Origin of the sequence: Shewanella sp. SM69 (assembly GCF_025653985.1) — a bacterium.
In the GTDB taxonomy this organism is placed as follows: Bacteria; Pseudomonadota; Gammaproteobacteria; order Enterobacterales; family Shewanellaceae; genus Shewanella; species Shewanella oncorhynchi.
The window spans coordinates 1-25,756 of sequence record NZ_JAKKRV010000009.1 but is presented as its reverse complement, the minus strand read 5'-3'; the positions used below and the strand labels follow the sequence as shown (position 1 = coordinate 25,756).

Sequence of the window (25,756 nt, the reverse complement as noted above, 5' to 3'; positions counted from 1 at the left end):
CGCAGCGATACATCAAGAGTGCTGAACAAGAATGCTGATACTAACAAGCCTTAACTGAGTGCCTGCTGAACCACCAGATCAAACTTCTCAATCACAGCTTCAACACTGATCAAAGCCATCAAATGCTCGCCTTTGGCGCGAGTGCCCCACTTAACTTCGCCACTATGTTGGGATGCTATTGCCTCATCATAGGCGCTCACCACATATTGCTGCGATAGATAAGGACCTGTGCGCCCAGGATTGGAGTGGGCATATAAACCAATGACTGGGGTACCTTGGGTAACCGCCATATGCGCAGGGCCAGTATCCGGTGCTAACACTAAGCTTGCGCGTTTGAGCAGGGCCAATAATTGAGTCAGACTGGTTTTGCCCACTAAATTATCGATTTTAGAGGGACACGCCTGCAAAATTTGCTCTGCTAAATCCTTCTCAAGCTGAGTTGGGCCACCGCAAAGCATGACTCTAAATCCTTTCGCAATCGCATGGCTCGCAACGGCGGCATAACGCTCTGGTAACCAGTTACGTTCAGCCTTACTGGCTGCAGCGCAAATGATAAAGACTTTTTCATTGTCTTTAATCTGCGTCTGGGCAAATTCAGTATCCGCAATTGGCACAGGAATATGCCATTGAGGAGTGAGATCGTTAACGCCAATCGCCTTAGCAAATCCCATAAATCCTTCGAGCACATGGGGATTTGCCAAGGGCTCCACCCTGTGATTTGTCACTAGCCACTGACCTTCTTTAGCGCGGGCACGATCAAAACCTATGCGCACCTTTGCCGAAATGGCTAATGAAGCCAAGGTTGCACGTAGCGCAACCTGCATATGCAGCAGCACGTCAAAACGTCGGCCTTTTAACGCCTTACGCAAATTAAAATAGCTGCGCCATCCTTGAGATTTATCGAAAATAACAAACTCAATGCCGGGTAAATGCTTCAACAATTGATATTCGAGTTTACCGATCACCCATGTGATTTTGAGCTCGGGGTATTGCCGCTGAATCGCCTGCACCATAGCCACGGCATGACAGACGTCACCGATAGCGGATAAGCGAAGCAAACAAAGAGAATTCATGGTATTGGGATTTAAACTCATTGGGATTGAAGCTAAAAGCTCTTAAGGTTATTTGGCGCAAGCTAAGGATCTTAATGTAGAATGGCCCTAGGTGCCACGCTTAAGTCAACAAATCTCCGATGAATGCTCAGATACAGCTCATAAAAACCGCCCAAGGTCACATGGCAGTTTGCCAAGATACGCCAACAGATATCGATCCCGCGTGGTTCTCGGTGGATTTTTGGCGGGCGAAAAATGCTGTCGTTGGTTCATCCAAAGGCCGCTACACCACTTGGTTTGTGGCATTTGAGCACAGTCATTGGGTGTTACGCCATTATTGGCGTGGTGGCTTAATGGAGAAATTCAGCAAAGATGCTTATGTTTATACTGGCCTCGAAAATACCCGCGCCATGGGTGAATTACGCTTATTAGACGTTTTGTATCGCGAAGATTTTGCTGTACCTAAACCGATTGCTGCCAACATAGTGCGCGATGGATTATTTTACCGCGCCGATATCATTATCGAACGGGTCGAAGGTGCCGAAGATTTAGTCGCTAAACTCGGCAAAGGGGTCATGAGCACAGAGCAATGGCAGGCATTAGGGGCTTGCATCGCCCAATTCCACCAGCGTGGTGTGTACCACGCCGACCTCAATGCCAAGAATATTCTGTTCCAGCCCGCACAAACTGAACCCTTAACGCCAGAGCGGTTTTATCTTATCGATTTCGACCGTGGTGAGTTAAAAACACCGAGCCCGCAATGGCAGCAATCGAATCTAGACAGACTGTTACGTTCCTTTAATAAAGAACAAGCCAAGCTACCAAACCTTGCCTTCACCGCTGATAACTGGTCATCACTGATGCAGGGCTATCAAGCGGCGATGCAAAGCGCCTGAACCACTAAAAAAATTATCCAGTTAAATTAAACGGTTATTAAATATTGCGCGAGAAGAAATTGTCGTTGCAAGGCACCACGATTAGCCTCAACCACAGCCAATCCCGCGTTCACCGCCTGCAGGCGTAACTCAGGTTTAGCAAAATACTCAATCAAGTTAGCGGCAAGTTCATCCGCCGAAGCGACAACCCTTAACCCACCAGCATCCGCCAACATCTGCGTAATCTGGGCAAAGTCCCAATGGTTTGGCCCCACCATAACAGGCACGCCCATAGCAACAGGCTCCAAGGGATTATGGCCACCATTATTGATCAGCGTGCCACCGACAAAAGCTTGATCAGCGGCGCCATAAAAGGTCAGAAGTTCACCCATGGTATCGCCCACTAGCACTTGAGTCGTGGCCGCCACAGGAAAATTACCGCTGCGGCGAACAGATTCAAAACCTTGGCTGGCGACAAACTCAGCAACAGCAGAAAACTGCTCAGGATGACGCGGTGCAATAATCAGCAAGGCATCGGGCCACTGAGCCAATAATTGCCTATGGGCGGTGAGCATGGCGTCAAATTCTCCAGGATGCACACTGCCTGCGACCCAAATCGGCGAGGTTTCACGCCCCCAAGCCTGACGCAACAGCTTGGCATTGGCTAAACGCTCAGGCGTAATACTGAGATCAAACTTCAAGCTACCGCATACTGTCACTCTATCTGGCGATACACCTAACTCGATAAAACGCTGCGCTTCTACTCGAGTCTGCACCGCAATAACATCGAGTCGTTGCAACATAGGTCGACTGAGTTTAGGACGCTTAGCATATTGCGCCGCCGACTTGGCCGACAGACGTGCATTGGCCAACATCAAGCGCACACCTCGCTTAGCCGCTATGGCAACCAAGTTAGGCCACAGTTCAGTTTCCATAATGATGCAAGATTTAGGTGAGACTTGGCGCAAGAAACGCCCCACACACCAAGGTAAGTCAAAGGGTAAATAACAATGTTGCACTGAGTCACCAAAGGCTTTGCGCACCTGCGCAGATCCTGTTGGGCTGGTTGTGGTAACCGTAATGCTTAACTCAGGGTGTGATTGCATAATCAAACGGATCAATGGGATTGCCGCGAGCGTTTCACCCATAGACACAGAATGGACCAGTACATCCGTCGATTTAAGTCGGGTTAATCCAAAACGTTCCCCCCAACGACCGCGGTAATCAGGGCTTTTAATAGCACGAAATGCTAAATAGACGATTAGCAAAGGGGATAATAAATATAAGATCGTGGAATAGAGAAAACGATTCATTAAAAACGTGCTTATGAGTTTTGCCTGATGAATAGCGGCAATGTTAGCATATGCACCAAATTAGGGATAATTTACCAGCAGTTCGGCGGTCGTTGGTTAGCTTTCTTTGATCAATTATGTGGCGTTCACTAGCAATTTGGATAACTTATGAAAACCCGCGACAAAATAATCTATGCCAGTCTTGAACTGTTCAACGAGCATGGCGAAAGAAACATCACCACCAATCACATTGCCGCTCACTTAAATATGAGTCCCGGGAATCTTTATTACCATTTTCGCAATAAAGAAGACATTATCCGCTGTATTTTCAGTCTCTATGAGAATCATCTCGAATCGGGTTTCCAACCCTATGAAGATAAGCAAGTGGATGTAGAACTGTTAATCGGCTACTTCGATGCTATGTTCTATACCTTGTGGCAATTCCGCTTCATGTACGCCAATCTTGCGGATATTCTCGCTCGCGATGAAGAACTAAAAAAACGCTATTTGCACGCACAGCAGCAAGTCTTAACGCGTTCAAGCCATGTGCTGCATAAACTCACACAAGACGGATTTCTGTGTGTCGATGCTGACAAAATCACGCCACTGGCGGATACCATTAAGATGATCGTCAGCTTTTGGATTGGTTATCAACTCACACAATCCAGCACGTCCACCATTACTAAAGCGACACTTTATGAAGGCGTTTTAAGGGTGCTGATGATTTTCAAAGCCTATGCAACCCCGACTTCCGTTGCGACTTTTACTCGCCTAGAGCAACATTACCACGCGCTAGCGAGTCAAGAATCCCTATAACATCATCCCAAACGCCTATGTTGGGAACTCGCATTCGGAACTAAACTCAAAGCAATTATAGTACTGAGTGCGAACCCGTTTTCGCTCTACAACGCTTAAAAGAATACTCAGTCAAACAGTGGCAAACTTATGTTGCACATTAGTTTTTATAATGTAAAAACCACTTTAGCCCTAAACTAGTTTATCTTGCGAACCTGCATGAAAAAAAGGCTGTAGGCCGATTAGGTTTAGAGTTAGAATGCCGCCACTCCCAAAATCAGAATAAAGTTAACTAAGGAGATATCAGGTGGCCTCTACCTCATTCTACGCACAGATTAATCAACAGCTTGCAGACATCAAAGCCGAAGGCTTATATAAAAGCGAGCGTGTTATTGCCTCACCGCAACAAACTGCCATTCAAGTTAATCACCAAGAAGTTGTTAACTTTTGCGCGAATAATTACCTAGGCCTAGCGAATCACCCAGAGCTAATCAAAGCCGCCCAACAGGGCTTAGACAGCCACGGCTTTGGTATGGCATCAGTACGTTTTATTTGCGGTACCCAAGACATACATAAAAAGCTAGAAGCTAGCCTGAGCGAATTCCTCGGCACTGAAGACTCCATTCTTTACTCTTCATGTTTTGATGCGAACGCAGGTCTATTCGAAACCTTGTTAGATGCAGAAGACGCCATCATTTCTGATGCGTTAAACCATGCTTCTATCATCGACGGTGTACGTTTATGTAAAGCAAAGCGTTTCCGTTATGCCAACAACGATATGGTCGATTTAGAAACTCAGTTGATCGCCGCGAAAGAAGCGGGCGCCCGTAATATCTTGATCGCCACCGATGGCGTATTCTCGATGGACGGCGTGATTGCTAACCTGCAAGGCGTATGTGATTTAGCCGATAAATACAGCGCACTGGTGATGGTCGATGACTCTCACGCGGTAGGCTTTATTGGCGCAAACGGCCGTGGAACCCACGAATATTGCAATGTGATGGACAGAGTGGACATCATCACCGGCACCTTAGGCAAAGCCTTAGGCGGCGCATCGGGCGGTTTCACTTCGGGTAAAAAAGAAGTCATCGACTGGTTACGCCAGCGTTCACGTCCTTACCTGTTCTCTAACTCATTAGCGCCGTCAATCGTGACTGCATCTATCCATGTGTTAGAAATGCTCAAATCAGGCCAAGCCCTGCGCGAAGCCGTATGGGAAAACAGCCGTTATTTCCGTGAGCAAATGTCAGCAGCAGGCTTTACTTTGGGCGGCGCCGACCACGCGATTATCCCAGTGATGATTGGTGATGCGAAACTGGCGGGCGACTTTGCTAACCGCTTATTAGCAGAACATATTTATGTTATTGGCTTCTCGTTCCCAGTAGTTCCTAAGGGACAAGCCCGTATCCGTACGCAAATGTCAGCGGCACATACCCGTGAGCAACTCGACAAAGCGATCGCCGCCTTTACCCGTATTGCCAAAGAAATGGGCATTATTTAACCCCTATTTAGGACTTGAGACAATGAAAGCACTAAGCAAGTTAAAAGCCGAAAAAGGTATTTGGTTAGTCGATGCGCCTAAGCCAGTGATGGGCCACAACGATCTGCTGATCAAAATTAAAAAAACTGCGATTTGTGGCACCGACATGCACATCTACAACTGGGACGAATGGTCACAAAAAACCATTCCAGTCCCCATGGTTGTTGGTCATGAATATGTAGGCGAAGTGGTTGATATCGGTCAAGAAGTTCGTGGTTTTAAGATAGGCGACCGCGTGTCTGGCGAAGGCCATATCACCTGCGGCCACTGCCGTAACTGCCGCGCAGGCCGCACCCATTTATGCCGTAACACCTCTGGCGTGGGTGTCAATCGTGAAGGTTCATTTGCGGAATACTTAGTTATCCCCGCCTTTAACGCCTTTAAAATCCCTGATGATATCAGCGATGATTTAGCCTCAATCTTTGACCCCTTTGGTAACGCTGTGCACACAGCATTATCCTTCGATTTAGTCGGTGAAGACGTGTTGATCACAGGCGCAGGTCCCATCGGCATAATGGCGGCTGCAGTATGTCGTCACGTAGGTGCTCGCCATGTGGTGATCACTGACGTCAACGAATACCGCTTAGAGCTGGCCCGTAAAATGGGCGCCACGCGCGCTGTGAACGTGTCAAAAGAAAACCTAAAAGACGTGATGAAAGAACTGGGCATGACCGAAGGTTTCGACGTTGGATTAGAAATGTCTGGCGTCCCCTCAGCCTTCCACGCCATGTTAGATACCATGAACCACGGCGGCAAAGTCGCTATGCTCGGTATTCCAAGTGGTGAAATGGCCATCGACTGGAGCAAAGTGATCTTCAAAGGTTTGGTCATTAAAGGCATCTACGGCCGTGAAATGTTCGAAACTTGGTACAAGATGGCCAGTCTTATCCAATCAGGCTTAGATATTTCACCTATCATCACTCACCACTTCAAGATTGATGATTTCCAACAAGGTTTCGACGCTATGGGCTCGGGCCAATCGGGTAAAGTGATCCTCAGCTGGGATTAATCCTGCAGAGCATTACCTAGATAGGGGCTGTACACTCGCAGCCCCTTGTTGCACACTTATCCCATCTTGATTTCCATCTCTTAGCTTTGTCAGGTTTTATTATGTCTTCCTTTAAACACTTAAGCGTTAATCAATTGCTGCAAATGACCGAAGCACAGCCAGTGCAAATCGTCGATATCCGCGATGGCAATAGCTTCACCAACGGCCATATTGCAGGTGCAACTAACCTGAATAACGAAAACCTAGCGCAATTTATTAGCCAAGCCGATATGGATAGCCCACTCGTGGTGGTTTGTTACCACGGCATGAGCAGCCAAAATGCGGCGCAATATTTATGCGAACAAGGTTTTGATGACGTTTACAGCCTAGACGGCGGCTATAGCGCCTGGCATGAGGCGAATGCATGATAGAAATTGGCAGACTCCCCAACAGCAGAGCCGCGCAGGCATTTGTCGATTACCTCAAAGGGGAAGACATTGACTGCCAAATTGAGCCGCTGGTTCAGGGTGTTGCCATTCTGGTTATCCATGACAAAAATGTGGAGCAAGCACGCAAAGAGTTTGCCCACTTTATTGCTCACCCTTACGACAATAAATATCTGCAAGCCTCATGGGAACACGGCGATACCCAAACCAAACTCGATTATGGTGCCCCTTCGCTGCAGTTGTTCACCCAATTTATTACCGGCGCAGGCCCAGTCACGCTGATCGTATTTGCGGTTTGCGTACTCATTTTTGCGGCGATGAACTTAGGATTCGCCAACCAAACCTACGAAGCACTGTCCTATTTTGGGGCAGTACCTCATTCAGAGTTCAGCCAGTTCTGGCGTGTTTTTACACCGAGCCTGCTGCATTTTTCAGCCATGCACGTCATCTTTAATTTGCTCTGGTGGTGGTATTTAGGCGGTAAAATCGAAACCCGTATAGGTACTGCACCATTACTCATTTTGCTGTTTGTCGCAGGAACGCTGCCAAACGTTATCCAATATTATGTCGGTGGACCTAACTTTGGCGGGCTGTCCGGCGTTGTGTATGCAGTGGTGGGTTACACTTGGATCATGGGTATACGTAAACCCGCAGCTGGAATAGATTTCCCACCATCATATATGGGCTTTATGATGATATGGTTGGCATTGGGATTCACAGATATTCTAGGGGTTTCGGTTGCTAATGGTGCCCACATTGGCGGCTTACTCATAGGTTTAGCCCAAGGTTTATTTGATAGCCGCAAATCCTCGAGCTCAATCTAATAACTCAATCTAATATTGTGAACCAAGATAAATCCTGAAATTTATCTTGGTTCAATGACTCGCTTCACTCCTCTACAAACAGCTCAAACTAACTCTGATCAGTCATTTCTAGTAGCTTAACGACTAGCTTCTCGATGCCTGAATGCGCCTCAGCAATATTACCAGCCAACATATAAGCGGGAGTGCTGACAATGCGATTCGCTTCATCCACGACTATCTCATGTACTGTCGCAACTTGATGCTCACCGCCCATCAAATTAAACGCTGCGACAGTATCGCTATCATTACCGATAGTGCCTTTTACACCCTGGGGATATAAACGCGGGATCATCATAGGAGCAATACAGATAAAACCAACGGGCTTTTTCGCCAGAATGAACTCATTGATAAAATCAGTCACCAGCGGTTCCACTTCACACTCACTGCCATTCGTCGCAAAGTTACACAGATTTTTCGCCGCACCAAAGCCACCGGGAATGATCAAGGCATCAAATTCGGCGATATCTAATTCTGTGGTCGCTTTGACTTCGCCACGGGCGATACGCGCCGACTCCACCAGCACGTTACGACTTGCAGCAGCATCGACCTCGCCAGTGAAATGATCTACCACATGCATCTGTTTGATATCAGGTGCAAAACACTGGTAGTGAGCCCCTGATCGGGATAAGCATAAAAGCGTTAAAACCGATTCATGTATCTCAGTTCCATCGAAAACACCACATCCACTCAGTAACACTGCGACTTTTTTCATTAAAAATATCCTTCTTATGTCATTAAGTTTTAACAAACCATAAACAAACTAGTTGATCTGATTAAAAATCGTGCTAACTTAATTCGTCGAATCTGACGAGTGCCGAAAATTAAGCCAATCCTTAGATGTATTTTACGGTGTCAATAAAAAATCCACAAATTGGGAAGATTTTTTAAGAAACAGTATTGAACTCACACAAATCTTTTATAAACATAAAAAACAACAACTTAAAAAAATCGCACTAAGCCGTAATCATCGCCATTATTCTCAGTTGACTTTTTCACTCACAGACTTATCCACAGGCTGAGAGTCATTTTGCCATGGCTGAAATAGTGCTTCTGTGGCATGCTTAGCGCCATCTAAGTCATCGATAAACGAAAAATACCTATGCCAACCGTCGCTAAAAACCCACTTGTGCTTGTGGATGGATCTTCTTATTTGTATCGCGCCTATTATGCGCCTCCTCACCTGACAAACTCAAAGGGCGAAGCAACGGGTGCCGTTTATGGCGTAGTGAATATGTTACGCAGCTTGTTGACCCGTTATCAACCAAGCCATATCGCAGTCGTGTTCGATGCCAAGGGAAAAACCTTCCGCAATGACATGTACAGCGAATACAAAGCACAGCGCCCACCTATGCCTGATGATCTACGTTCGCAAATCGAACCCTTGCATCGCATTATTCGCGCGCTAGGTTTACCACTGATTTCAATTTCCGGCGTCGAAGCCGATGACGTGATCGGTACAATTGCCCGCCAAGCCAGCTTAGAAAACCGTGCCGTGCTTATCAGCACAGGCGATAAAGACATGGCGCAATTAGTGGATGAAAACGTTACGCTCATCAACACCATGACAGACACCATAATGGGCCCAGAAGAAGTCGTCACCAAATTTGGTGTCGGTCCAGACCGTATCATAGATTTACTCGCGCTGATGGGCGACAAGGCCGACAACATTCCCGGCTTACCCGGCGTAGGTGAGAAAACGGCGCTCGCTATGCTCACGGGAGCCGGCAGTGTGAGTAACTTATTAGCGGAACCCGAAAAAGTCGCCGAGCTCGGCTTTAGAGGTTCTAAAACCATGGCGGCAAAGATCATTGAGAATGCCGACATGCTCAAGCTTTCTTACGAACTCGCCACCATCAAAACCGATGTCGAACTTGAGCAAGATTGGCACGAACTCACTCTCATGCCAGCAGACAAAGATGAACTGATCAAATGCTACGGCGAGATGGAGTTTAAACGTTGGTTAGCTGAAGTCTTAGATAATAAAATGACGGCAAATACCTCAATTGATGCGGCATCCACAGAAACGCAAGAAGACTCATCTCCAGTCGAAGCGATTGAAACACAGTACGACTGCATTCTCACCGAAGCCGAATTAGACACTTGGATTGCTAAGCTTAAACAAGCCGACTTAATGGCAATCGATACTGAGACCACCAGCTTAGATTACATGGTGGCCGAATTAGTCGGGATTTCCTTCGCCGTTGAGACAGGAAAAGCCGCTTATCTTCCTTTAACCCACGATTACGTTGGTGCACCGACTCAAATCGATAAAACGGTCGCGTTAGAAAAACTGCGTCCGCTGCTTGAGGATCCAAAGATCAAGAAAGTCGGTCAAAATCTTAAGTACGACATCAGTATCTTAGCCAATGCAGGGATCAAACTACAGGGCGTCGCTTTCGACACTATGCTCGAATCCTATGTTTTCAACTCAGTGGCTTCGCGCCATGATATGGATGGTTTAGCGCTCAAGTACTTAGGCCATAAGAATATCAGCTTTGAAGAAATCGCCGGTAAAGGTGCAAAACAGCTGACCTTCAACCAAATTCCACTGGAAACGGCTGCGCCTTATGCGGCCGAAGATGCCGACATCACACTGCGTTTACACCAACATTTATGGCCAAGACTCGAGAAAGAAGCCGAACTTGCCGCCATGTTTACCGGAGTCGAATTACCGCTAATCCAAGTATTGTCGGACATTGAACGTCAAGGGGTATTAATCGACAGTATGTTACTCGGCCAACAGAGCGATGAACTGGCGCGTAAAATCGATACCTTAGAAGAAAAAGCCTACGACATTGCTGGTGAAAAATTCAATCTTGGTTCACCTAAGCAGCTGCAAGTCTTGTTTTATGAAAAGCTAGGTTATCCGATCACCAAAAAGACCCCAAAGGGTGCGCCATCGACCGCGGAAGAAGTATTAGTCGAATTAGCCTTAGATTTCCCACTGCCAAAGGTGATCCTCGAGCATCGAAGCCTATCTAAGTTAAAGAGCACTTACACCGATAAGCTGCCACTGATGGTCAACGCCAAAACGGGTCGCGTACACACTAGCTATCATCAAGCTAATGCGGCAACAGGTCGCTTATCGTCAAGCGAACCTAACCTGCAAAATATTCCGATTCGCACCGAAGAAGGTCGCCGTATTCGCCAAGCCTTTATCGCCCCAGCAGGCCGTAAAATTTTGGCCGCCGACTACTCGCAAATCGAACTACGGATCATGGCCCATTTATCCCAAGATGCAGGCTTACTCAAAGCCTTCGCCGAGGGCAAAGACATTCATAGAGCCACTGCTGCAGAAGTATTTGGTACCGACTTTGATGAAGTAACCACAGAACAACGCCGCCGTGCCAAAGCGGTTAACTTCGGCTTAATTTATGGCATGTCAGCCTTTGGTTTGGCGCGTCAGCTTGATATCCCACGCCATGAAGCACAAACCTATATCGATACCTACTTTGCCCGTTATCCTGGCGTATTACGTTATATGGAAGAAACGCGCGCGGGTGCTGCTGACTTAGGTTATGTGTCGACTCTGTTTGGTCGTCGCCTCTACTTGCCCGAAATCCGTGATCGTAATGCGATGCGCCGCCAAGGTGCTGAACGTGCTGCGATTAACGCGCCAATGCAAGGTACGGCTGCTGACATCATCAAAAAGGCCATGATCAATATTGCCCAGTGGATCAAAACAGAAACCCAAGGCGAAATCACTATGATCATGCAGGTTCACGATGAATTAGTGTTTGAAGTCGATGCGGATAAAGCAGAGGCACTTAAAAAGACAATCTGCACCTTGATGGCGCAAGCAGCTAATCTCGATGTTGAACTGCTTGCCGAAGCAGGCATTGGTGATAACTGGGATGAAGCCCACTAATCTCAGTAATATCCAGAAGAACACTATCAATATGATTTAACTGAAAATAAAGCTAATCTGACTTCAATATTTTGAGCTCAGATTAGCTCTCTCCCGTCTTAATCGCCTCTAAGAACATCAATACAGAGTCCTTTTCATCACTCAGCATAAATAACCCTTTCACAATACAAATTAGCTCGTTAAGTTAGACAAACTTCATCGGCAGAAAATGATTCACTCACAGCCAAACAATCTTTACCTGATACATTTGGCAGTAGAGTTCATCGATACACTGCCACAGCAGATGGATATTAAAAGGTGTGATTTACTCGAATTGAAACTGCATTCAAGTCAGCCATATATGCTCAAGAATGCCATAACGGTTGTTCTCTCACGCGTACACCAAAATCTTAGGTCAGGATTAGAGTAAAAAAATCAAATCTCAAATATTGATCACTTTTGTATATAAATTTCGAGTTTTCTCTTTAAATCAGCCAATTAACCATTTTCACTGAAATTTTAGGATCAATTTGAGATGCTTTTTCACTCACAACCTGAGATCAAGCGCACATAATTACCTCTTTTTTGAAAAAACTGTTTTCCATTTAAAGATAAATAGAGTAATATTCTCTGCGTAGGGTACAGAGGTTAAGATGTTCTATCTTTCAGACCTTTATTTCACTTATAGTGATGAGCCAAATTCTGGCGCCTCAGCAACTTGTTTGCTGAGGCTTTTTTTTGCTCTTTTTTCAGACTTTAAGTAAATTTTAGAGTATTTACTTTAATAAGGGATGAATTGGCTGTATGCTAGTTTCATTGAGAACCATTGAAGCTAATTTGATGGTGCTTGAGTCTTGTTGAATTTAGCTTCTCCCCAAAAGAGCTAATATTTTTGGCCGATGATAATATCATCGGCTATTTTTTTGCCTGAGATTAACGAATAACCGATGGGAATGAGACTGAACAAAAGAGAAAAAATTGCAGTAAAAACAAAGAGGAGGTATACACAGTCAAATTCTACCATGTACACCAAAACAGGCAATATTATTCGGCGTTGTTCGCCGCATCTAACTCATCAGTCAACCATTGCGGATGACACCATTCATTTAGAATAGCCAACACTTTAGGCTTACCGGTTCCTTTAAGCGATGAGAAAGGCTCAACTTGTACCCAGTCGCCAAACTCACTCAACGCCAGACGCACTTCATTTACGGTTTTCATCTTAGCGCTTTGAGCTAATTTGTCTGACTTGGTCAGCAAAGCTAACACAGGGATTTCACTGGCAACCGCCCACTCGATCATCTGCATATCGAGATCTTTTAGTGGATGACGTATATCCATCAAGACAACCACGCCACTTAAACAAGCGCGTTTTTGCAAATATTCACCTAATGCCTGCTGCCATTTATTTTTCAACGCAAGCGGGACTTGTGCAAAACCATAGCCAGGTAAGTCAACTAAACGACGCTGAGCATCTAACTCAAATACGTTAATTAATTGAGTTCGGCCAGGGGTTTTACTGGTTCTTGCTAAACTTTTTTGCTCAGTTAATGCATTGAGTGCACTAGACTTTCCAGCATTAGAGCGGCCAGCAAATGCAATCTCAACTCCAACATCGCCGGGCAGATATTGATCCAAATGTGCAATGTCAGGTGCACTGATTAAAAACTTTGCCCTACGAAAATCTATACGAGATTCAGTCACTATTTACTCCGAAATTTTTCTACGCAATACCATAATTTATGAAGAATTACTTACTTTCCCACGTTTTCGTGTAAAATATTACTCCGATCACATTAATCATATTTTACCACGCTTGCGGGTCACCCTAGTAAGCTCAGGATAATAATTTAACCAGAAGTTGGAACGCCATGAAAAAGCTAGCTCTTGCGCTGTCTGTTGTAATTGCCGCCATATCTTCACCTGCGATTGCTGAAGGTAATGCTGAAGCGGGAAAAACGAAAATCATTGTCTGTTCGGCCTGTCACGGTATGGACGGTAACAGTATGATCGATATGTACCCCAAAATTGCGGGCCAACACGCCACTTACCTCCAAAAGCAACTACATGATTTCCGTAGCGCAGCACAAACTGGCGGTAAAGATGGGCGTATGGATCCTATCATGAGTGGCATGGCAATGCCTCTAAGCGATCAGGATATTCTCGACATTAGCGCATATTTTTCTAGCCAAGCAATCCAAGTGGCTGAAGCAAAAGATGTTCCTGAGTTAGGTGCTAAACTTTACAAGGGTGGTGATGTTTCTCGTGGCATTACCGCTTGTATGGCATGTCATGGCCCAGATGGTAAAGGCGCTGAGCTTGCAGGTTTTCCAACGCTGGCAGGCCAACACGCAAACTACATCAAGATCCAGCTGACAAAATTCCGTGAAGCGGGCCGCCATAATGACTTGAATGGCATGATGCAAGATGTGGCTAAAAAACTAAATGATAGCGATATCGACGCGCTATCAAAGTATCTTTCTAGCCTGAAGTAATCTTCGCGAGTGAAAAGAAGGGTGTATTGTCACCCTTTTTTTACACCACAAAGTTGACGTGGACGTAAACTGCTAAGATTCGTGCTTGACATAGATCACAGATTTCGGTTTAATAAGCCCCGTACCGAGATAAACCCATCTGTTTGTACAAAAAAATTAATAATAACTTACAGGTTTCGGTATAATTAACGTTCAAGATATAAGAATAAAGATACTCAATAACAATAATATACTTAAGACCACTCTCTAATAATAACAAGAGTCGTGATTTCCACTTGAAATCCAGGTCAGCACAATTTTGTAAGGGATGGCCGATAACGCCAATTTGCTTCTAGCAAAACACCTTACACTCAGGGTAACTTGCCCCATCAGGACATAGTTTACATGATGTAAACTGTAGCAAAGGAAGCGATAAGCTTAGGATGCACTGGCTGGATGCTTGTTATCACAGGAAGGTACTTAAGTAACATGGATGGTTAACTCGACGTCAATGATGACGATGCTTTAAAAGATGTGTCGCGAGACCATCTACGGAAACTGTAGTCAGGATGGCGACAGAAAAAAATAAAGTGTCTGGAAGACCATTAACAAAAATAATGCAGGGAAAGCAGTAAAAAAAAGAAGGATACCGACCGGGAAAGTCGCATAGCAAGTATGGATACTTGGAATCAGGATAAGGTGCTAAAGCACCCTTTGTAAGGCGGCAGTTTAACTGCCGCCTTTTTTCTTTTGTAACACCCCATTAGTGTCTAAAATGTGCACTCAACCAATATAATTGGTACAATCAAAGCCTTAATAACCACTTCAGCAGACTCAATGCCCAGATGCCCTCTTTGTCATAACAGTCAGACACGACTCCTTCATCAAGATAAAAAGCGGAGTTTTTATGTTTGCAAGACATGTGAGTTAACCTTTGCGGATGCGAATAGCCATTTACCCCCCGCGGCAGAGAGGCAAAGATACGGTCGTTCACGCATAGCGTCGAAGCAAAAACAGTTATCGCAATTTATTTTGCCGCTGTTAGCGCAATTAGAACAGCAACAAGCGGGCAGTTTATTAGGATTGAATTTTGGTCGCATACTCGATGATGAGAGCCTGACGACCATAGAAAATGCGGGCCACAAGTTAAATCAATATGATCCCTTTTTTGCCCCTAATCATGACGTGTTAAAGCTAGAGTATGATTTTATCTGCTGTTATCGGGTATTTGAGCATTTTCAAAACCCTATAAAAGAGTGGACTTTGCTCTCTCGGCTACTGCATTCTGGTGGTTGGTTAGCGATAAGCACACCATTACTGACTGAATTAGATGGTTTTGCTAAGTGGCATTATAAGAACAACCTCACCCATGTGAGCTTTTATCAGCGACAAACCTTCGAGTACCTCGCAAACAATAGCGATTTTGAACTATTATTTGCCGCAAAGGACCTCGTTTTGATGCAAAAAACATCATAATCTGGTATAACACTCGGCCTAATTTCGCACCTTGTAGACAAGCTCACCCTTAGTCTGCAAGGCCATACGTTGTAAATAATTGAGAAGACCATGTCTCGTAGCAAGAAAACACGCAAGGGCGGCGAGAACAGCCCTAAGTTACAGCCAAGAGTGAAGAAGCAAGATCGCGCTGTAGCGACTGGCAAACGTAAAGATTCTGGCAATAAATCAGGTAGTCGTCATAACGAAAGCTTAATTTTAGCGCAAGCGCCGCAACAGCAGGCAGCTAAGAAAAAAGACCCGCGTCATGGCAGTAAAAAGCCTGTGGCTTTAGCAATTCCTGCGGCAGTGGTAACAGATAAAGCCGCTCAGCCAAAAGTGAAACAAGCTAAGCTGACTGACGAGCAAAAATTGCTGAAATTGGAAGAAGATCCAAGACTAAATCAGCTGTTAGATATGCTTGAAGAAGGCCGCGACCTCAACGAGGTTGACCAAAAGTGGTTAGATCAACAGCTAAATAAAATTGAAGCTCTGATGATTAAACTGGGCATTAGCGACGATATGGATGATGACACACCTTCATCACCTGCTAAGTCTTTATCTGACGATGAGTTGTTCGACAAATTCGAATCAGGCGCTGACTTACTAAAAGATTATCAAGACAAGTTCTAACCTCTCAGTGCTAAGGCATAGGGAACTCAGTTTTTAGCTGTGGCTCCTTATGCCATTCATATAAGGAGTCTTTGTGTCTACGACTATCATTATTCTCGGTTTTATCATCATAGTAGCGCTAAGTAGCTACGCCACCTTCTTAATCCTAAAACTCAAGCAGCAAAAAAAGCGTCAGCAGGCTGAACAAGCCGAGCGCGAAGTGACTGCGAACGCAAAACGTGCCCAAGTTTTAGATGATATCCGCTATATCGCCACTGCCATGATTGAAGACCGCTGTGAGATCTCTGAAGGCGTGGTCAGGATTGGGCGATTATTTGAAATCCTGTCATTAAGTGAGCGCGTGGCTCCTGATTACCCTTCATTATTCAAACACTTTGAGCTAATTAAAGATCATCCCATCATGGATGCTCGCCAAGCCTTGCCTAAGCAAGAAAGAATGAAGTTAGATTTGATCAGAATGAAGTCTGAAGCCGCATTAGAACAAGGCATCAGTGATGATGCGAAAAAACTGTCGGATTACCAAGCCAAAGCGATGCATTAAACCAGCCCATTGCTATACCTCAAGACCACTTATATTGTGGTTTTGAGGTCATCTCGATAAAACCCATACTAATCTTACCCTCCTTACTCCCGTGAGCCTGCGCACAAAACCGCCAAATATCGACAGACAAGCGTACTTTTTTGATAGATATTGCGTAACTTCTAAAATGACAGACGTCATTTTTACAACCTAGATCAAGGTTATTTACTTAAGAACCTTGCATACTTCGCTTGTTGCTAATTTACCCACGGAGGACACGCCTTGAAGCAGCCCACTCAGATTAGCTGGGATCAGTCGATGATCGAAAAATATAACTACAGCGGTCCCCGTTATACCTCTTACCCAACGGCATTGGAGTTCGATGACACATTCACCGAACAAAACCTGCTGACGGCCATTGAAAATAGCAAAAGCGATAAACTGTCGCTGTATATTCATATCCCGTTCTGCGCCAAGCTTTGTTATTACTGCGGCTGTAATAAAGTCATCACCCGCCACCAACACAAAGCCGATCAGTACATTGAATATTTAAGCCAAGAAATTATTAAACGTGCGCCCCTGTTCAAACATTACAGTGTGACCCAAATGCATTGGGGCGGCGGTACACCCACGTTCTTAAATCCAGAGCAGATTCTTAAACTTACGTCATTGATTAAAGCTAACTTTAACTTTGCGGAAGAAGGCGAGTACTCAATTGAAGTCGATCCTCGCGAGATAGAACTGTCAATGCTCGACACGTTGAAAGAAGCGGGCTTTAACCGGATCTCCATCGGTGTACAAGATTTCAATAAAGAAGTGCAAATTGCCGTTAATCGCGAACAAGATGAGCAATTTATCTTCGACTTAATGGCTAAAGCGAAAGCCATGGGTTTTGTGTCGACCAACATAGATTTAATCTATGGTTTGCCACACCAAACGCCAGAAACCTTTGCCGTCACTATGCAGCGCGTTTTAGATTTATCGCCTGACCGTCTGTCGGTATTTAACTATGCTCACTTACCTGCGCGCTTTGCCGCTCAACGTAAGATCAAAGACGAGCATTTACCTTCGCCAAAACAAAAACTCGAAATGCTGCACCAAACTATCGAGACCTTAACTGGCGCAGGCTACCAATATATCGGTATGGACCACTTTGCTAAACCCGATGACGAGTTAGCCAAGTTACAGCGCGAAGGCAGACTGCACCGCAACTTCCAAGGTTATACAACCCAAGAAGAATGTGATTTGTTAGGTCTTGGCGTATCGTCTATCAGTCAGATTGGCGACTGCTATGCGCAAAACCAGAAAGATATCCGCCCTTACTATGAGGCCATAGATAAAGAAGGCCATGCTTTGTGGAAAGGTTGCAGCCTAAACCGTGACGATGAAGTCCGCCGCGTCGTGATTAAACAGCTGATTTGCCACTTCGAACTGGATATGGCGAAAATTGATGAGAAACTGGGGATTAACTTCGAAACCTATTTCGCGGAAGACCTTAAGTTAATGCAGACATTTATCGATGATAAGTTAGTTGAAATCGTCGACAGACAGATCACTATCAGCCCTACTGGCCGTTTATTGATCCGCAATATCTGTATGTGCTTCGATCTTTACTATCGTCAAAAAGCGCGTCAGCAACAGTTCTCTCGCGTGATCTAAAACGCTTATTGCTGCACTCGCAAACGCTCACAAAAAATCCGACTCTAGAGTCGGATTTTTTATTTATAGCTATTTTTATTAATGACTCAAAATCAACTTATACCTTAGCGGCATACAGTACTTTGCGCTCACTGTCCGATAAAAACGCCATTTCAACGCCGTTGCGTTGCACCTGCGCTAACTCAGCATCGGTTAACTTGAGTTCAGATTTGGCGATACGATACTCATGATTAATATCGATAGCGCTCACACCGGGATCATCGGTATTTAGGCTTATCAACACGCCTGCATCCATAAAGGTTCTGAATGGATGCTCAGCGTAAGAAGCCACAGTAGAAGTATGCAAATTACTGGTTGGGCAAGATTCGATGCCAATACGGTGCTTAGCAAGATATTCCATCAGCTTAGGATCGTGAATCGCGTTCACCCCATGACCAATTCGAGTTGCGCCAAGTTCTTGAATCGCTTGCCACATACTTTGTGAACCCGCAGCTTCACCGGCGTGAGCCGTAATCGCAAGGCCAGCATCACGAACACGTTTAAAGTGATCGTTAAATAACTCGCCAGGGAAGCCTAATTCATCACCGGCTAAGTCCATAGCCACGAGATGTTGTTTATGGGCGAGTAAGCCTTCAAGTTCTTGAGTACAAGCAACTTGACCAAATGAACGTGACATAATGCCAATCAAATTGATTTTCACGTTATAGTCTTTTAAGCCCGCTTTAACGCCGTCAACTACCGCCTCAACTACGCCTTCAATCGGTAACTTATGGTTCATCGCCATATAGTAAGGACTAAAACGTAACTCAGCGTAATCTAAGCCAGATAACGCCGCATCGGCAACGTTTTCATAGGCGACGCGTTTAACCGCATCCAAATCTGCGAGTACGGCAACCATCCAATCGAGCTTCTTTAAGAAGGCGACTAAGCTAGTTTCTTTCCCCTGAATTTGCACAAAAGGTGTGAGCGTCTCTAAAGAATCGGCAGGTAGCGCAATGCCGTGTTGGTGTCCTAGTTCCCAAATGGTATTTACCCGCACATTACCGTCTAGGTGACGATGCAGATCCACCAATGGAATGGATGTATCAATCATATTTAACCCCTATTTGAACTACCCAGCCAATGCTTTTGTTATTTGGTCGCGGGCGGACACTAAGTTTAACACGCATTTTCGGGGGCATTTATGCGCCAAACGCATTTAAATTCACATTCAGTCACAATTCTGCTTAATATCCATACAAGGAACGGCCGCATTCATCAGGCATAATGACTTCAATAACAACGAAAATATCAGAGATCTAACATGCATAAACTCTTAACCCCCAGTTTATTGATATGCGCATTAGGCGCCTGCAGTGCCACTCAAACCACAAAAAATATTCAAACCCCATCGTCACAGGCAATATCAGCAGCACAATCACAAGTTGAGCCAATCGCCCCAGCGCTGCAAGCGATTATCGACCAAAGCTGGCAATTACAGCTCAGTGCGAGTCCTGAAATGGCTTACAGCATGGGCTATGCCAGTGCCGCAGGAAAGTTAACGGATCTCTCGCCAGCCGCGCTCGCTAAGCTTAATCAAGGTCAAATCGCAGTACTAGCGCAGCTCAAAGCACTCGACCGCGGCAGCTTGAGTAAAGAAGATAAGATTAACGCTCAAATACTGGAAGATCAGATCCAAAACGATGTCGACCTATATCGTTTCAAGGATTATTACCTGCCCATTACGGCGGAAAGCGGCTTCCACGCTTATATCACGTCAATCGCACAGGGAAGATTCAACACCCTTGAGGATTACCGCAACTATATTGCCAAACTCAATGCACTCCCGACCTATTTCGCCCAGCAAACCCACTGGCTAAAACAAGGATTAGCCGAGGGAATAACGCCGCCAAAAGTGACACTCAATGGCTTTGAAGACAGTATCAGTGCTTATATCGTCCCTGTTGAAAAGAGCAGTTATTTCAAACCTTTTACTCAATATCCCAGCTATTTCACTGAGGCACAAAAAACTCAGCTGACCCAAGAAGGCCACGCTTTAGTTGAGCAAAAAGTTCTACCTCTGTACCAAAACTTCTATGATTTTATGACTAAAGAGTACATTCCCAATGCACGGGAAAATATCGCGGCCAGTAGCTTACCTAACGGTGCTGAATTTTATGAGAATCGGGTACGTTACTATACGACCTTGAATATGACATCAGCAGAAGTGCATGAACTGGGCTTAAAGGAAGTTAAGCGTATCCGCCAAGAAATGGAACAAATCATCGCGTCAGTAGGTTTTAAAGGCAACTTTGCCGACTTCTTACATTTCCTGCGGACCGATCCTCAGTTCTACACCACCAGTGCCGATCAGTTACTCAAAGAAGCGGCATTTATTGCCAAAAAAGCCGATGCCATGCTGCCTAAATACTTCGGCAAGCTCCCACGCCAGCCCTATGGTATAGCGCCAGTGCCCGCCGAAATTGCACCGAAATATACCACTGGACGATATTCAGGATCGAACGGCGATGATGAACCCGGTTACTACTGGGTCAACACTTATGCATTGGATAAGCGCCCACTCTACGAGCTAGAAGCTTTAACTTTGCACGAAGCCGTACCCGGCCATCATCTGCAAATTTCACTCAACTCAGAGCTAACGTCACTCCCAGATTTTCGTCGTTATGGCTATATCTCTGCCTTTGGTGAAGGATGGGGGTTATATTGCGAATATTTAGGTTTAGAAGCGGGTTTCTACCAAGATCCATACAGTAACTTTGGTCGCTTAACCTATGAAATGTGGCGCGCGGCCCGTTTAGTCGTAGATACTGGCATGCACGCCCAAGGATGGAGTCGTCAACAAGCCATCGACTTTATGGCCAGCAATACCGCACTATCACTGCACAACGTCACTACCGAAATTGACCGCTATATTTCGTGGCCAGGACAAGCCTTGTCCTACAAAATTGGTGAGTTAACAATCAAACGATTACGTGCCAAGGCAGAACAGGAACTCGGCGACAAATTTGATATTCGTGCCTTCCACGATGCAGTGCTCGAAAATGGCTCTGTGCCTATGTCGATCCTCGAACAGCAAATCAATGATTTTATTGAAGCGAAAAAGGCGACACGCTAAGTTAATAAAATTCATGGGAGTCGGTATTTTCAGACTCCCATGGTTGTCTGTTACACTCTAACAAACCATTCAAGCCAAATGATTTGCGACTGAGTATGAGCCAAGCCAAAGCGACATTTTCGACTGAACACGATTTAAATACCTCAGAGCAGCAAGCCTTCTGGCAAAGCGTTGTTCAAGACACACTGATCACAGCCGATGGCATCACGCTGGCTTATATGATGGTCAAACATCCCCAAGCGCATACCGCAATCGTTCTCAGTAGTGGCCGAGTTGAATCCTATTTAAAGTATCAAGAATTAGTCTTCGACTTGTACCAACAGGGTTACTCAGTTTATGCCATAGATCACCGTGGCCAAGGGCTATCGGATCGTATGACAATCAATCCACACATGGGCCATGTGCGAAGATTCAATGATTATATTGATGATTTTGCACTATTTATGCAGAAGATAGTGTTACCACAAAACGACAAACAACTCATGCTACTTGGCCATTCAATGGGTGGCGCGATTGGCACTTTGTATCTCAAACAGCATCCCGATATTTTTACCGCCGCGGCATTTTCCGCACCCATGTATGGCATTAAATTACCTATGCCAAAAGCGTTCGTACGCTGGTTAGCCAGTAAACTCGATACCACACTCAATGGCGGCGAGCCTAATTATGTACTTGCAGGACAAAACTATAAACCTGTTCCATTCAAAGGGAATGAGCTAACTCACAGCCAAAGCCGATACCAAGCCTACCGAGAATTGTATGATGCTGCTCCTAAGTTACAACTCGGTTCACCCACTAACCGTTGGTTGACTGAATCTTTAGATGCGGCAGATACTTGCGTACTGGCAACGGCACAAATTCGCACTCCGATACTGATACTGCAAGCGAGTGAAGATAAGATTGTTGATAATGCGGCCCAGAATCTCGCCGTGAGTACCCATTGCCAATTGAAAGTAATCGCTGGGGCTGCCCATGAGATTTTTATGGAAAAAGACGCCTGCCGAAACCAAGCCTTAAACTATGCTCTCGACTTCTTTAAACGCTACGCAATAAAGGACGAGGACAAACAAGCTGGATAAAGTCCGCTTGGTTTAAGGCTCGACTGAATAAATAGCCCTGATAGCCATCACAGCCAAGTTCAAAAAAAGCTTGATATTGTTGGGATGATTCGACACCTTTGGCGACAACGCTCAAATTGAATTGCCGCGCAGAGGTAATAAGTACATTCACTTTTGTTGGCATTGTGGTTAATGAATCAATACAACTCATATCCAATTTAACCGCAACTAATGGCTGATTCGCTAAGCAGCTCAAGGCACTCGAGCCCGAACCGAAATGATCGAGGATGATGCCTACACCTGCTTCAACTAACTTAGAGACACGCTCATCCACAAACTGTGGTTGCATTAAAAATGCGGCCTCATTGAGCTCAATACCCAGTTGATTAGCACCAATACCATGCTCCTTAACCAACCCAACGAATGTATCAACAAAATCTGCCTGACCAAATGAGAATGCACTGATATTGAGAGTCAAAGGAGGCAAACTCCTTCCTTGAGCCCGCGATTTCTGAATAAACAGACACACCCGCTTAGCCACCCAAAGATCAAGCTCAGCAATAATTCCCCCTTGTTCTGCTAACGCCACAAATTCAGCTGGCGGAATAAACTCTCCATCAGCACGATACCAACGCGTGAGCACTTCAGCCGAGACAAGTTCACTGGTCGCATTGATCACAGGCTGGAACATTAACGTTAAGCTATCTTGTTGTAATGCGGTTTGTAATTCCTGTTGCAACAGCTCATCACGGCTCTGGCGAAAGTCCATTTCAGCATGGTAAAAAGCGCACCCAGCTTGACCTGCTTGCTTAGATCTTAACGTTGCTAACTCGGCACGACGCATCACTAAAGCGGGATCTAAGGTTTCTATACTATCGAGTAAACAGATTCCCACACACGCGCTCAGCTCAAAGTGATGATGACCGTAATGGAATGGTCGAGCAATCACTTGCCTTAACTCACTCGCAAGGGCTAAAGCACGACGAGCAGCGGCTGACGCATCTGCCGCTAAATCTTTAGCAAGCAAAACGAAATTACCAGACCCTAATCGACCGACCGTTATATTTTCAGTGAAATAACTCGATAAACGGGCCGCGATTTGCGTTAACAAGCGCTCTAATTCATGGGAATTTAAAGTGGCGACCAATCCTAAGCGATCCACCTCAACGAGCAGCAATGCTCCCCATTGCCCCGAACTATTACCTTGGGTTAAAAATTGCGATAAACGCCCCATAAAGACATCGGGCAACATCTTGCGACCGACAACAGATTGATCCACAAGCTCAGTAATTGCAGCATGGTTCTTCGCGCTTTCTGACACATCCATATGAATGCCTATCATGCGAGTCGGGCGGCCTTGGGGATCCCAATCAACTAACATACCGCGGTCTAACACCCACACATAATGGCCATCTCTATGCCGTAAGCGGTGAACACTTTCAAATTCTTTACTCTTTCCGCTAACGTATTCCTGCAAAGCATCTAACACAATCTGCTTATCATCGGGATGTAGCCGCGTCTCCCATGTCTGGAATACTCCAGCCAATTCATCAGGCGCATAACCAATCATCTCTTTCCAGCGATCAGAAAGAAAAACCTCCCCCGTACTGATGTCCCAATCCCAAATACCGTTACGCGAACCTTCCACAGCAAATAACCAACGCAATTCACTGTCATTCAGCTGTTTAACTGCCCGACTTAAACGCTCATGTGCCTGCTGCAAACTGGCTTGCAAAGATAAAACTTCAGATGAACTCCAAGGTATCGATGTCGAAAAGGAAGAAGTACCTACCTGCTTAGCTGCCTCGCTCAACATTTGGAATGGGCGGATCAGCAGGAAATATAAAATAAAGGTAAAGCCAATCAGCAATAATCCGCCAAGGCCCCAAACCCGCATAAAACGTTGCTGCAACTTAGCAGAAGCTTCGGCAACTAAAGGGGCTAAATCGGCTTCAAGATAAATCAAATCAACAGCCCCACCATACTGGGGAAGAACGGGATAATATGCTTGAATAGTTAAACGGTCGAGATTAACGAGGATCTGCGGAAGAAAAGCTTGAACCACAGAGCGGTGAAGATCTACATCATAACCATCGATGACTTGAGTCGCATTGCTATCACGCCACACAGTATGATTAGCAAAACGAATACGGCTTTCAGCATCAACCAAGATATACACCATAGTGCCCATATCCAGCGCAGCTAAGGAAACCTCCTGCTCAATCCGCTCTACATCCTGTAAAGCTTGCGCCGATTGAACCACATTCTGCATGCGGAACAACTGTTGCTTTATCAAAGCCGATTGTCGCTGCGCAAGTTCAGCCCTAACTTGGTCACTTTCGAACAGGTACTCGCCTATGACCAACACTAAATATAGGGTCAGCATACAAAGAGGAAGCAGTACCGTGAGCGAAAGCTTACGAAGCATAGGCAACAGATGGCCGTTAACAAAAAAATTAATATTTTTGTATGCTAACGGGAAACTAACCACTAAGCAAAAGGACTTATCAAACTAAGCGAGATCTTCATGTAAATAATCAACTTAGAGTATAAAAGTCTGAAATAAAGGAAGGAAAAAATGTAAAGAACTAGCAGAAGAACCAAAACTAAAATGAATAGAATAATGCTATATAGCATTGGTCTTTAAATGACGATTTTACAAATTGCAGACGCAAAAAAGACAGCTTATTCAGCTGGCTTGGTTACATCTCAATGAGATAATTAGGCGCTTGGCGATGACCTACTCTMACATGGGGAGACCCCACACTACCATCGGCGCGTTTGCGTTTCACTTCTGAGTTCGGGATGGGATCAGGTGGTTCCACAAGGCTATTGTCACCAAGCAAATTCTGTTTATTACCGTGTCCATCKCTGGCTCACGCTAATAATAATTCGGAAAGCTGATTTGCTTTGTTTGAGTTCAAACTTTATCAAGTATCTGTATTCTGTCTAAGGTCGCTTAGCAAAACCCATCTGGGTTGTATGGTTAAGCCTCTCGAGTCATTAGTACATGTTAGCTCAACGCCTCACAACGCTTACACACCATGCCTATCAACGTCCTAGTCTCGAACGGCTCTTTAGAGGAATTAAATTCCTAGGGATGAC

The 25,756-nt window shown here is 45.2% G+C and carries 20 protein-coding genes and 2 rRNA genes; 14 read left to right on the top strand and 8 right to left on the bottom strand.

The genetic code is table 11. The features are described 5' to 3' along the window. Positions 1–50: 50 nt before the first annotated feature. A complete protein-coding gene (locus tag L5M37_RS13225) occupies positions 51–1,094 on the bottom strand; it encodes a glycosyltransferase family 9 protein (RefSeq protein WP_263200764.1) in 1,044 nt (347 codons plus the stop codon). 98 nt (positions 1,095–1,192) lie between these two features. Between L5M37_RS13225 and L5M37_RS13220 the strand changes: the two genes are divergently transcribed. After that, positions 1,193–1,948, top strand: coding sequence for a 3-deoxy-D-manno-octulosonic acid kinase (locus L5M37_RS13220; protein ID WP_263200763.1), 756 nt, complete (start codon positions 1,193–1,195; stop codon positions 1,946–1,948). Positions 1,949–1,974: 26 nt separating this feature from the next. On the opposite strand, the gene waaA is transcribed toward L5M37_RS13220, so the two are convergent. Further along, positions 1,975–3,240, bottom strand: a complete 1,266-nt coding sequence (waaA, locus tag L5M37_RS13215) for a lipid IV(A) 3-deoxy-D-manno-octulosonic acid transferase (RefSeq protein ID WP_263200762.1) — start codon at positions 3,238–3,240, stop codon at positions 1,975–1,977. A 147-nt stretch (positions 3,241–3,387) separates the two neighbouring features. Between waaA and L5M37_RS13210 the strand changes: the two genes are divergently transcribed. The 5 genes from L5M37_RS13210 to glpG all read left to right on the top strand — a co-directional run bounded on the left by L5M37_RS13210 (position 3,388) and on the right by glpG (position 7,812). After that, positions 3,388–4,035 carry a TetR/AcrR family transcriptional regulator gene (locus L5M37_RS13210; protein ID WP_113940155.1) on the top strand — a complete coding sequence of 216 codons (648 nt, stop codon included), beginning with the start codon at positions 3,388–3,390 and terminating at the stop codon, positions 4,033–4,035. A 286-nt stretch (positions 4,036–4,321) separates the two neighbouring features. Continuing rightward, a complete protein-coding gene (locus tag L5M37_RS13205; protein ID WP_263200760.1) occupies positions 4,322–5,515 on the top strand; it encodes a glycine C-acetyltransferase in 1,194 nt (397 codons plus the stop codon). 22 nt (positions 5,516–5,537) lie between these two features. Continuing rightward, positions 5,538–6,563, top strand: coding sequence for an L-threonine 3-dehydrogenase (tdh, locus tag L5M37_RS13200; protein WP_012090660.1), 1,026 nt, complete (start codon positions 5,538–5,540; stop codon positions 6,561–6,563). A gap of 101 nt (positions 6,564–6,664) precedes the next feature. After that, on the top strand, positions 6,665–6,970 hold the full coding sequence (gene glpE / locus L5M37_RS13195) for a thiosulfate sulfurtransferase GlpE (RefSeq protein ID WP_006084745.1): 306 nt from the start codon (positions 6,665–6,667) through the stop codon (positions 6,968–6,970). Beyond that, positions 6,967–7,812, top strand: coding sequence for a rhomboid family intramembrane serine protease GlpG (gene glpG / locus L5M37_RS13190; RefSeq protein WP_263179243.1), 846 nt, complete (start codon positions 6,967–6,969; stop codon positions 7,810–7,812). The genes glpE and glpG overlap by 4 nt, the downstream gene beginning before the upstream one ends. A gap of 88 nt (positions 7,813–7,900) precedes the next feature. Here the strand turns inward: glpG and elbB are convergent, their stop codons facing one another. Beyond that, positions 7,901–8,563, bottom strand: a complete 663-nt coding sequence (gene elbB / locus L5M37_RS13185) for an isoprenoid biosynthesis glyoxalase ElbB (protein WP_263162665.1) — start codon at positions 8,561–8,563, stop codon at positions 7,901–7,903. A gap of 387 nt (positions 8,564–8,950) precedes the next feature. On the opposite strand from elbB, the gene polA reads away from it, so the two are divergent. Beyond that, positions 8,951–11,719: a DNA polymerase I gene (gene polA / locus L5M37_RS13180; RefSeq protein ID WP_263162667.1), complete on the top strand. Its 2,769-nt coding sequence runs from the start codon at positions 8,951–8,953 to the stop codon at positions 11,717–11,719. Positions 11,720–12,742: 1,023 nt separating this feature from the next. Here polA and yihA read toward each other — a convergent pair. After that, complete coding sequence (yihA, locus tag L5M37_RS13175) at positions 12,743–13,402, bottom strand: ribosome biogenesis GTP-binding protein YihA/YsxC (RefSeq protein ID WP_006079362.1); 660 nt, start codon at positions 13,400–13,402, stop codon at positions 12,743–12,745. A gap of 167 nt (positions 13,403–13,569) precedes the next feature. Here yihA and L5M37_RS13170 point away from each other — a divergent pair, with 167 nt between their 5' ends. The 5 genes from L5M37_RS13170 (at position 13,570) to hemN (ending at position 18,478) form a co-directional block, all read left to right on the top strand. Next, positions 13,570–14,193, top strand: a complete 624-nt coding sequence (locus L5M37_RS13170) for a c-type cytochrome (RefSeq protein WP_105250761.1) — start codon at positions 13,570–13,572, stop codon at positions 14,191–14,193. Positions 14,194–15,009: 816 nt separating this feature from the next. Next, positions 15,010–15,648 (top strand): class I SAM-dependent methyltransferase, encoded by a 639-nt coding sequence (locus L5M37_RS13165; protein WP_263200759.1) that lies wholly within the window; start codon positions 15,010–15,012, stop codon positions 15,646–15,648. Between the two features lie 90 nt (positions 15,649–15,738). Further along, positions 15,739–16,299 carry a Der GTPase-activating protein YihI gene (gene yihI, locus L5M37_RS13160; protein WP_105250763.1) on the top strand — a complete coding sequence of 187 codons (561 nt, stop codon included), beginning with the start codon at positions 15,739–15,741 and terminating at the stop codon, positions 16,297–16,299. 73 nt (positions 16,300–16,372) lie between these two features. Next, positions 16,373–16,840, top strand: a complete 468-nt coding sequence (locus L5M37_RS13155) for a DUF2489 domain-containing protein (RefSeq protein WP_263200756.1) — start codon at positions 16,373–16,375, stop codon at positions 16,838–16,840. 261 nt (positions 16,841–17,101) lie between these two features. Beyond that, positions 17,102–18,478: an oxygen-independent coproporphyrinogen III oxidase gene (gene hemN / locus L5M37_RS13150; protein WP_263200754.1), complete on the top strand. Its 1,377-nt coding sequence runs from the start codon at positions 17,102–17,104 to the stop codon at positions 18,476–18,478. A 97-nt stretch (positions 18,479–18,575) separates the two neighbouring features. On the opposite strand, the gene add is transcribed toward hemN, so the two are convergent. Continuing rightward, the gene (gene add, locus L5M37_RS13145) at positions 18,576–19,571 is read right to left on the bottom strand and encodes an adenosine deaminase (protein WP_263200753.1); all 996 of its coding nucleotides are present in this window, start codon (positions 19,569–19,571) and stop codon (positions 18,576–18,578) included. A gap of 210 nt (positions 19,572–19,781) precedes the next feature. Between add and L5M37_RS13140 the strand changes: the two genes are divergently transcribed. Next, positions 19,782–21,593: a DUF885 domain-containing protein gene (locus L5M37_RS13140; RefSeq protein ID WP_263200751.1), complete on the top strand. Its 1,812-nt coding sequence runs from the start codon at positions 19,782–19,784 to the stop codon at positions 21,591–21,593. 95 nt (positions 21,594–21,688) lie between these two features. Further along, positions 21,689–22,672 carry an alpha/beta fold hydrolase gene (locus L5M37_RS13135; protein ID WP_263200750.1) on the top strand — a complete coding sequence of 328 codons (984 nt, stop codon included), beginning with the start codon at positions 21,689–21,691 and terminating at the stop codon, positions 22,670–22,672. On the opposite strand, the gene L5M37_RS13130 is transcribed toward L5M37_RS13135, so the two are convergent. The 3 genes from L5M37_RS13130 to L5M37_RS13120 form a co-directional block, all read right to left on the bottom strand. Continuing rightward, positions 22,629–25,079 carry a GGDEF domain-containing phosphodiesterase gene (locus L5M37_RS13130; RefSeq protein ID WP_263200748.1) on the bottom strand — a complete coding sequence of 817 codons (2,451 nt, stop codon included), beginning with the start codon at positions 25,077–25,079 and terminating at the stop codon, positions 22,629–22,631. The two genes, L5M37_RS13135 and L5M37_RS13130, sit on opposite strands and share 44 nt — an antisense overlap. 299 nt (positions 25,080–25,378) lie before the next feature. After that, positions 25,379–25,494, bottom strand: a 5S ribosomal RNA gene (rrf, locus tag L5M37_RS13125). A 139-nt stretch (positions 25,495–25,633) separates the two neighbouring features. Further along, positions 25,634–25,756: ribosomal RNA gene (locus tag L5M37_RS13120) — 23S ribosomal RNA — on the bottom strand; the annotation flags it as partial.